Source organism: Pseudomonas sp. NPDC086112 (genome assembly GCF_044746425.1).
Taxonomy (GTDB): domain Bacteria; phylum Pseudomonadota; class Gammaproteobacteria; order Pseudomonadales; family Pseudomonadaceae; genus Aquipseudomonas.
The window spans coordinates 26,345-33,459 of the sequence record NZ_JBIVCD010000051.1 but is presented as its reverse complement, the minus strand read 5'-3'; the positions used below and the strand labels follow the sequence as shown (position 1 = coordinate 33,459).

Sequence of the window (7,115 nt, the reverse complement as noted above, 5' to 3'; positions counted from 1 at the left end):
ATGTGCCAGGTTTCCAGGTAGGCACACACAGCGCCTTTGCGCTTGCCACCCTGGTTAACGGCGACGGCGGTGTCGTTCACCACTTTCAGGAACGGTACAACGCCCTGGGATTTGCCGTTGGTGCCCTTGATGTACGAGCCCAGCGCACGAACCGGCGTCCAGTCGTTGCCCAGGCCGCCAGCGAATTTCGACAGCATGGCGTTGTCGTGGATCGCGTGGTAGATGCCCGACAGGTCATCCGGCACGGTGGTCAGGTAGCAGCTCGACAGCTGTGGACGCAGGGTACCGGCGTTGAACAGGGTCGGGGTCGACGACATGTAGTCGAAGGACGACAACAGGTTGTAGAACTCGATCGCACGGTCTTCTTTGTTCTTCTCTTCGATTGCCAGGCCCATGGCCACGCGCATGAAGAAAATCTGCGGCAGTTCGAAACGCACGCCATCCTTGTGGATGAAGTAACGGTCGTACAGGGTTTGCAGGCCCAGGTACGTGAACTGCTGATCGCGCTCGTGGTTGATTGCCTTGCCGAGTTTTTCCAGGTCGAAGGACGCCAGAACCGGGTTCAGCAATTCGAATTCGATACCTTTGGCGATATACGCCGGCAGTGCCTTGGCGTACAGATCGACCATTTCGTGGTGAGTCGCGCTCTCGGCGACGCCCAGGAAGTTCAGGCCTTCGGCACGCAGGGTGTCCATCAGCAGGCGGGCGGTCACGAACGAGTAGTTCGGCTCACGCTCGACCAGCGTACGGGCAGTCATCACCAGAGCGGTGTTGACGTCGGTCAGGGCCACGCCGTCGTACAGGTTCTTCAGGGTTTCGCGCTGGATCAGGTCGCCGTCGACTTCTTCCAGGCCTTCGCACGCTTCAGTGACGATGGTGTTCAGGCGACCCATGTCCAGAGGTGCAAGGCTGCCATCGGCGCGGGTGATGCGGATCGACGGGTGAGCCTGTACCGCGTCCTCGGCAGGGGCGCGTACAGCGCGTTCCTTGGAACGGGCGTCGCGGTAGATCACGTAGTCGCGCGCCACTTTCTGCTCGCCGGCACGCATCAGGGCCAGTTCGACCTGGTCCTGGATTTCTTCGATGTGGATGGTGCCGCCCGATGGCATGCGACGCTTGAAGGTGGCGGTGACTTGTTCGGTCAGGCGGGCAACGGTGTCGTGGATGCGCGACGAAGCGGCAGCGGTGCCGCCTTCAACTGCAAGAAACGCTTTGGTGATGGCGACGGTGATTTTGTCATCGGTGTAAGGAACGACAGTCCCGTTTCGCTTGATCACGCGCAGCTGGCCAGGCGCGGTGGCGGACAGATCCGAATTCGAATCGGCGGCCTGCGGCAAGGTACCCTGCGGGTTCTCGCGAGTTGTGTCGGTTTGCATGGGGGGTTGTCTCCACATTCTCTATGTTTGTTTGGGCACCATCACGGTGCCCACCGTTCTGTCCTGAAGCACTACAACCGACGTGGCGTCGGGTATAACAACTTCGGGACAGTAGGAAAAAGGCTAATGATGCCGCTTCCTTGCCGAAGTCTTTGGCCGCGAGCCAGGGCTCGAAACCGGATTCCTTTCTGGGGTGCCAGTTTTGACTGCAACACCCGTACCGTTCTGGCTGTTCTGGCCTGAAAAAACGGTGCCATCCGCGCATGCGGTTTGGGCTTGTAAAATCGTGCTTGGTTCAACCATAAACAGGCAATAAAGCACTTGAGTTTCTGGTCTGAAATGTGGTTGGGCTTTTAAGCTAAAACCCTACATGTAGGGTTTTTTTAGCGCCGAGGTACAAGATAATGCGTTTTTGAGGGTGTTGCAACGTACTACCTGTGGATAAACCTGTGCGTAAATTGTGTGTGAAAGGTGGAACGAGCGTGTAGGCCGCGACCTAGCTGGAGCGGACCGTTTTTCACTGATTTTCAGCGATTGAAAACAGTCGTTCGGATTTTTAAGGGCGCGAACCCTATCACAAAAAACCGCTGTGTCCGAACGCATTTACCCGCTTGTGTTCCAGACGTGCGCCGTTTATACAATCGGCCAATGCAGATGCATTCTTATCCTCCCCAATCATTACAAAAAGACGGGTGGATCCTTTCTTAAAGTGATGTTGGCAAGCAGAGGTCACCGTGGAGCAAGAAGTCTGGCAGGTATTGATTGTCGAGGACGACCAGCGTCTGGCCGAACTGACTCGCGACTACCTCGAAGCCAATGGCCTGCGCGTCTCGATTGAGGGCAACGGCGCCCTTGCCGCAGCGCGCATCATCAAGGAGAAACCGGACCTGGTAATCCTCGACCTGATGCTCCCTGGCGAAGATGGCCTGAGCATTTGCCGCAAGGTTCGCGACAAGTATGACGGCCCGATCCTGATGCTCACCGCGCGCACCGATGACACCGATCAGATCCTCGGCCTCGACCTCGGCGCTGATGACTACGTCTGCAAACCGGTTCGCCCACGCCTGCTGCTGGCGCGCATCCAGGCCTTGTTGCGGCGTAGCGAAGCGCCTGAAGCAGCCCCGGAAATACAGCGGCGTCTGCAGTTCGGTCCGTTGGTGGTGGACAACGCGTTGCGCGAGGCCTGGCTGCATGACAAAGGCATCGAGTTGACCAGCGCCGAGTTCGATTTGCTCTGGCTGCTGGTGGCCAACGCCGGGCGTATTCTGTCTCGCGAAGAAATATTCACGGCGCTGCGCGGTATCGGTTATGACGGCCAGGACCGTTCCATTGACGTGCGCATCTCACGCATCCGCCCGAAGATCGGCGATGACCCGGAGCATCCGCGGCTGATCAAAACCATCCGCAGCAAAGGCTATCTGTTCGTTCCCGAAGCCTGCGCAGACTTGTCGCTGTGAACTCGATCTTCCTGCGCATTTATGGCGGCATGTGCGCGGCGCTGATTCTGGTGGCGGTGCTCGGCGTGCTGGCCTTGCACCTGCTTAACCAGGTGCGCAGCGAGCAATACCGCGAGCGTCTGGCCCACGGCACGTTCTCGTTGATGGCCGATAACCTGCAACCGATGAACGAAACTGAACGCCACCGGGCCTTGCTGGTGTGGGAGCGCTTGCTCGGGATTCCGTTGGCGCTGAAGACATTCCCCCAGACCGATCTCGACCTGACCCAGCGCACCCGCGTGCTGCGCGGTCAGGCACTGGTGGAGCAGACCGGCCCGCACGCGGCAAAGGTTTACCGCTTGGTCAGCGACAAGGAACAACTGGTGCTCACCGGGGAAGTCCAGCAAATCAGCGAGCAACTGGCGCGAGCGACCATTTACCTGCTGGCCGATGAGCTGGTGCGCTACCCGGTGGCCGAGCAGCCCAAGCGTCTGGCGCAGTTAAAGGAAGAGAAGGGTTTCGGCTTTGATCTGCGGCTGGTCACGATCGATCAGGCCGACATGGACGAAGATCAGAGCCGCCGCGTATCCGAAGGCGACACGGTGATGGCGCTGGGCAAGGGCGGCGATTCCATCCGGGTGTTTGCCGGCATGGTCGGTACGCCGTGGGTACTGGAAATCGGCCCGCTGTATCAGATGAATCCTTATCCGCCCGAGTGGCTGGTGCTGATCGCGGCCCTCGGCCTGAGCCTGATTGGTTTGATTGTCTATCTATTGGTGCGTCAGCTGGAGCGCCGTTTGCGCGGGCTGGAAGCCGCTGCCACGCGCATCGCCAAGGGCAGCCTGGAAACCCGCGTACCGGCACGCGGCGCGGACTCGGTGGGGCGCCTGGCCTCGGCGTTCAACGGCATGGCCGAGCACTTGCAGCAATTGTTGGCGATTCAGCGAGAGCTGGTGCGTGCCGTGTCCCATGAACTGCGCACGCCGGTGGCGCGCTTGCGTTTTGGCCTGGAGATGATCGGCTCGGCCACCACGCCTGAGGCGCTGGAAAAATACCGCGAGGGTATGGATCACGACATCGAGGACCTTGATCGGCTGGTCGACGAGATGCTCACCTATGCGCGGCTGGAGCAGGGTTCGCCGGCGCTGAATTTTCAGCGGATCGATCTGGATGCGTTGGTCAATCAGGTGATCGAAGAACTGGCGCCGTTGCGCGCCGAGATCACGGTGCAGCGCGGTTTGTGCCTGTCGGCCGCCGATTGCGACGACGCCTGGGTCGAGGCCGAGCCACGCTACCTGCACCGGGCGTTGCAGAACCTGGTGAGCAACGCCATGCGCCACGCCCATTCACGGGTGACCGTCAGTTATCAGGTCGGACAGCAGCGCTGTCGGGTCGATGTCGAGGATGATGGGCCGGGCGTGCCGGAAACGGCCTGGGAGAAAATCTTCACGCCGTTCCTGCGCCTCGACGACAGTCGCACTCGCGCTTCGGGCGGGCATGGGTTGGGGTTATCGATTGTGCGGCGAATCATCCATTGGCATGACGGGCGAGCATTGATCGGCAAGAGCAAAAGCCTGGGCGGGGCCTGTTTCAGTTTGAGCTGGCCGAGGAATCAGGAGCGGCGGTGAGATTTTTGTTGTCTGGACAATCGCCTTCGCGGGCAAGCCTCGCTCCTACAGGATTCACACAACTCCCGTAGGAGCGAGGCTTGCCCGCGAAGAGGCCCTGACAGGCGCTACAAAACCTCAGGCCTTGATGCTGACCAGACTCAACAACTGCCCATCCATCACTGCAAATTGCGCATCCAGCTCAGTGCCGCTACGCCATTCACCGGACAGGTCCGTCAGCAACCGCAACCGCACTTCACCGCCCGCGCTCCACTCCAGCACCTCGGCGTGTTCGAAATAGAAGCGCTTCTGGACAATCGGGTAGAGCGCCTTGAACAGGCTCTCCTTCACCGAAAACGTCAACGTCACCAGCATTGCCAATTGATCGGCAGCCCCGGCAGCCATGCGCTGCAACTCAGGCCCCGTTAGGATTTCCCCGGCCAGGCGTTCGGCGCGCTCTGCGTCGAGCAGGCTTTCCAAATCCATTCCCAAGCCACGCCAATGGGCTTTGTTCGCGACTATTGCTGCGGCCCGGCCAGTGCTGTGGGTGATCGAGCCGGTGATGTGCGCCGGCCATACCGGTGCGCGGTCTTCGCCGATGGCCGGGATGAAACTCAGCCCTTCCAGTTGTTGCAACGCCGCCCGGGCGCAGACTCGTCCGGCGAGAAACTCGGCCTGCCGCTTGGCCACCGAACGCTGGATGCTCGCCGGCGGCTCGATGGCGCTGCGCTGGAAATCATCACTGGCCAGTTGTTTGGTATCGAAGTGGGTACCCAACAGGACCGTATCGGGCAGCACAAACGGCAGCGGCCAATGGGCGTCGGGTGGGGTGCAGCAGATGGGTAGGGCGGGGACGGGATTCATGACGGGCATTTTGCCGGGTTGCCACGCGTGAGGGTAGTAGCAGTTCGACCGAGTTATCGTTCTTCGCGGGCAAGCCTCGCTCCTACAAGGACGATGCAATCCTGTAGGAGCGAGGCTTGCCCGCGAAGGCCGTTACTCGATCCAGAGTCTTAACCAAATATCTTCTTGAAAAACGCCTGCATGTCCGCCCAGGACTTCTCATCCGCGGTCTTGCTGTAACCAATGTCCGGCCCGCCGTGGTCGCCATGGCTCAGACGATCCGCCTCGGGATTGCTGAACCCATGCTTGGCGCCTTCGAGGGTGACAAACTTGTAGTCGGCACCGGCCTTGTCCATTTCCGTCTTGAACGCTGCCACGTTTTCCGCCGTGACCATGCTGTCCAGAGCGCCATGCTCCACCAGGATTTTCGCCTTCACGCTGTCAGGCGTCGCTGGGGTATTGGTCACCAGCGCGCCGTGGAAACTCACCACGCCCGCCAGCGGCACGCCTTGACGCGCCGCATCCAGCACCACCTTGCCGCCGAAGCAATAGCCGATGGCCGCCAGTTTATTCGGATCGGTCTGTGGTTGTTTCTTCAGCAAGTCGAGCCCGGCCTGAAACCGCGCACTGGCTGCTGCGCTGTCTTTCAATGCCGCTTGCATGAAGGCCATGGCGTCCTTGGCGTGTTCGGTGTTCTTGCCGTCGCCAAACATGTCGATCGCCAGCGCGCTGTAGCCCAGACCGGCCAGATCACGGGCGCGGCGCTTGGCGTAGTCGTTGAGGCCCCACCACTCATGCACCACCACCACGCCCGGGCGCGGGCCTTTGATGGCGTCGTCGTAGGCGTAATAGCCGATCAGCTTGGTGCCGTCGGCACTCTGGTAGGGAATTTCCTGGGTCTGGATGGCGGCCTGGCTGACCCCGCTCAGAGCCAGTAACACGAGGGCGAGGAACACACGCATGATCAAATCTCCATATTAAGAATCGTGAGAACAGCGTAGTCGATTTGATTCAGCTCAGGTTCAGAGTGCGTTCAGGGGCAGTACAGGGAGGGGTCAGTAACCTTGCCCCGTACCCAAAAAGCACATAGCGCATGAGGAAACTCCCCAATGACTACTTTTAAAAAACTGTTTCTGGCTTTCACCATGATGGGCGCCAGTATTGCGGCCCACGCCGACACCACCAATTTCGCCGGCCTGACCTTTGGCCAGACCAGCGACAAGGTTAAAAAATCCAGCGCCCTGAACGACAACCTCAACCACCCGAACGCCGACGGTGTGATCGGCAAGGACAACACCTGGGGCGTGCGTCTGGGCCAGCAAGACAGCAAGGGTCGCTACTACGCCACTTACGACAACGTGTCGGGCTCGCACAATGGCATTAAACTGCGTCAGGAAAATCTGCTGGGCAGTTACGATCTGTTCTACCCGGTGGGTGGCAGCACCAAACTGTTCGGCGGTGCCACCGCCGGTTTGACCAAGCTGACCCAGGATTCGCCAGGCTTCAGCCGCGACAGCGACATCGGTTACGCCATTGGCGGCCAGGTCGGTGTATTGCAGCAAGTTTCGCAAAACACCTCGGTCGAGCTGGGTTACCGTTACCTGCGCAGCAACGCCAGCACCGAGATGAGCGAGCGCGGCGGCAGCAAACAGGGTTCGCTGGATTTGACCAGCAGCGCCCAGACCTACCTGTCCGCCAACTACGCTTTCTAAAAAGCGTTTTATGAGGGTAGGCGCCGAAGCCAGTGGTTAAGCGAAATCCCTGTGGGAGCGGGGGGGGGGGGGGGAGGGCGGGGGGGGGGGGGGGGGGCTGATTCTGGGACAAAAACCAAACCCCACCAACCCCCCCCCACC

Annotated in this window: 6 protein-coding genes; 3 read left to right on the top strand and 3 right to left on the bottom strand. The window is 60.2% G+C overall.

Annotated features, from left to right (window positions below; genetic code table 11):
- Positions 1 to 1,376: ATP cone domain-containing protein (locus ACIPLA_RS25520; RefSeq protein ID WP_401176976.1), on the bottom strand; the 1,376-nt coding region annotated here is incomplete at its 3' end.
- A 734-nt stretch (positions 1,377 to 2,110) separates the two neighbouring features.
- Here ACIPLA_RS25520 and ACIPLA_RS25515 point away from each other — a divergent pair.
- Together ACIPLA_RS25515 and ACIPLA_RS25510 are read left to right on the top strand one after the other, a co-directional pair.
- Positions 2,111 to 2,833: a response regulator gene (locus ACIPLA_RS25515; RefSeq protein WP_123495862.1), complete on the top strand. Its 723-nt coding sequence runs from the start codon at positions 2,111 to 2,113 to the stop codon at positions 2,831 to 2,833.
- Positions 2,830 to 4,440, top strand: coding sequence for an ATP-binding protein (locus ACIPLA_RS25510; RefSeq protein ID WP_123495864.1), 1,611 nt, complete (start codon positions 2,830 to 2,832; stop codon positions 4,438 to 4,440). Before ACIPLA_RS25515 ends, ACIPLA_RS25510 begins: the two co-directional genes overlap by 4 nt.
- A gap of 117 nt (positions 4,441 to 4,557) precedes the next feature.
- Here the strand turns inward: ACIPLA_RS25510 and ACIPLA_RS25505 are convergent, their stop codons facing one another.
- Both ACIPLA_RS25505 and ACIPLA_RS25500 read right to left on the bottom strand, forming a co-directional pair.
- Positions 4,558 to 5,283: a 4'-phosphopantetheinyl transferase gene (locus tag ACIPLA_RS25505; RefSeq protein ID WP_401176972.1), complete on the bottom strand. Its 726-nt coding sequence runs from the start codon at positions 5,281 to 5,283 to the stop codon at positions 4,558 to 4,560.
- 149 nt (positions 5,284 to 5,432) lie between these two features.
- The gene (locus ACIPLA_RS25500) at positions 5,433 to 6,224 is read right to left on the bottom strand and encodes a dienelactone hydrolase family protein (protein WP_401176969.1); all 792 of its coding nucleotides are present in this window, start codon (positions 6,222 to 6,224) and stop codon (positions 5,433 to 5,435) included.
- 147 nt (positions 6,225 to 6,371) lie between these two features.
- Between ACIPLA_RS25500 and ACIPLA_RS25495 the strand changes: the two genes are divergently transcribed.
- Entirely contained in the window at positions 6,372 to 6,974 is a 603-nt protein-coding gene (locus tag ACIPLA_RS25495; RefSeq protein ID WP_218394119.1) for a porin family protein, read from the top strand.
- Positions 6,975 to 7,115: the final 141 nt, after the last annotated feature.

What these genes read in the sequence shown, in the direction of transcription:
- ACIPLA_RS25505 (WP_401176972.1), bottom strand. Translation starts at nt 5,283, where the DNA reads ATGAATCCCGTCCCCGCCCTACCCATCTGCTGCACCCCACCCGACGCC.
- ACIPLA_RS25500 (WP_401176969.1), bottom strand. Translation starts at nt 6,224, where the DNA reads ATGCGTGTGTTCCTCGCCCTCGTGTTACTGGCTCTGAGCGGGGTCAGC.
- ACIPLA_RS25495 (WP_218394119.1), top strand. Translation starts at nt 6,372, where the DNA reads ATGACTACTTTTAAAAAACTGTTTCTGGCTTTCACCATGATGGGCGCC.